Consider the following 1,417-nt stretch of genomic DNA (forward strand, 5'->3'; position numbering starts at 1 on the left):
GGTCAGCCCGTCCACGGTAGATTCAGTGCTGAAGGTCAGACTGGCATCCGCCGGTAAATCCACATCGGTGGCGGTCACACTACCAGTGATGGTGGCATCTTCGGTCACGGATACGGTGGCTGCCTGTGCAACCGGGGCATCATTGGTGCCAGTCACGGTGATGGTTAACGTGGTACTCGTAGTCGCGCCCTGATCGTCCGTGACGGTTACCGGCACTTCAATCACCTGCGTCTCGCCTGCGCTCAGTGCATCATAACCGGAGGCATCAAAACTGTAACTGCCGTCGGCATTGAGGGTCAGCCCGTCCACGGTGGATTCCGTGCTGAAGGTCAGCGTCGCATCGGCCGGTAAATCGACATCGGTGGCGGTGATACTGCCGCTCACCGTCGCATCTTCGGTCACGGATGCGGTGGCTGCCTGCGCAACCGGCGCATCATTGGTACCGGTCACGGTAATGGTTAACGTGGTGGTTGCGGTGGCGCCCTGATCATCGGTGACGGTTACCGGCACCTCGATGACCTGCGTCTCACCTGCACTCAGTGCATCATAACCGGAGGCATCAAAGCTGTAAGAGCCATCCGCGTTCAGCGTCAGCCCGTCCACGGTGGAGTCAGTGCTGAAGCTCAGACTGGCATCCGCCGGTAAATCCACATCGGTGGCGGTGATACTGCCGCTCACCGTGGCATCTTCGGTCACCGACGCAGTGGCTGCCTGTGCAACCGGGGCATCATTGGTGCCGGTCACGGTAATGGTTAACGTGGTGGTTGCGGTGGCGCCCTGATCATCGGTGACGGTTACCGGCACCTCGATGACCTGCGTCTCACCTGCGCTCAGCGCATCATAACCGGAGGCATCAAAGCTGTAAGAGCCATCCGCGTTCAGCGTCAGGCCGTCCACGGTCGCGTCGGTACTGAAGGTCAGCGTTGCATCCGCCGGTAAATCCACATCCGTGGCGGTGATACTGCCGCTCACCGTCGCATCTTCGGTCACCGACGCAGTAGCTGCCTGCGCAACCGGGGCATCATTGGTGCCGGTCACGGTAATGGTTAACGTGGTGGTTGCGGTCGCGCCCTGATCGTCTGTGACGGTCACTGGCACTTCAATCACCTGCGTCTCACCTGCGCTCAGCGCGTCATAGCCGGAGGCATCAAAGCTGTAACTGCCGTCCGCATTGAGGGTCAGCCCGTCCACGGTCGAGTCGGTGCTGAAGGTCAGACTGGCATCTGCCGGTAAATCCACATCGGTGGCGGTGATATTGCCGCTCACCGTGGCATCTTCGGTCACCGACGCGGTGGCTGCCTGTGCAACCGGGGCGTCATTGGTACCGGTCACGGTAATGGTTAACGTGGTGGTTGCGGTCGCGCCCTGATCATCGGTGACGGTCACTGGCACTTCAATCACCTGCGTCTCACCTGCG

Annotated in this window: 1 protein-coding gene; it reads right to left on the minus strand. The window is 60.7% G+C overall.

Going from position 1 to position 1,417, the window contains the following annotated elements:
• Positions 1 to 1,417, minus strand: a 1,417-nt coding sequence (locus tag VR7878_RS20685; protein ID WP_205409501.1) for a cadherin-like domain-containing protein, incomplete at both ends; no start/stop codon positions are given.

This window comes from Vibrio ruber DSM 16370 (genome assembly GCF_900163965.1).
Taxonomy (GTDB): domain Bacteria; phylum Pseudomonadota; class Gammaproteobacteria; order Enterobacterales; family Vibrionaceae; genus Vibrio; species Vibrio ruber.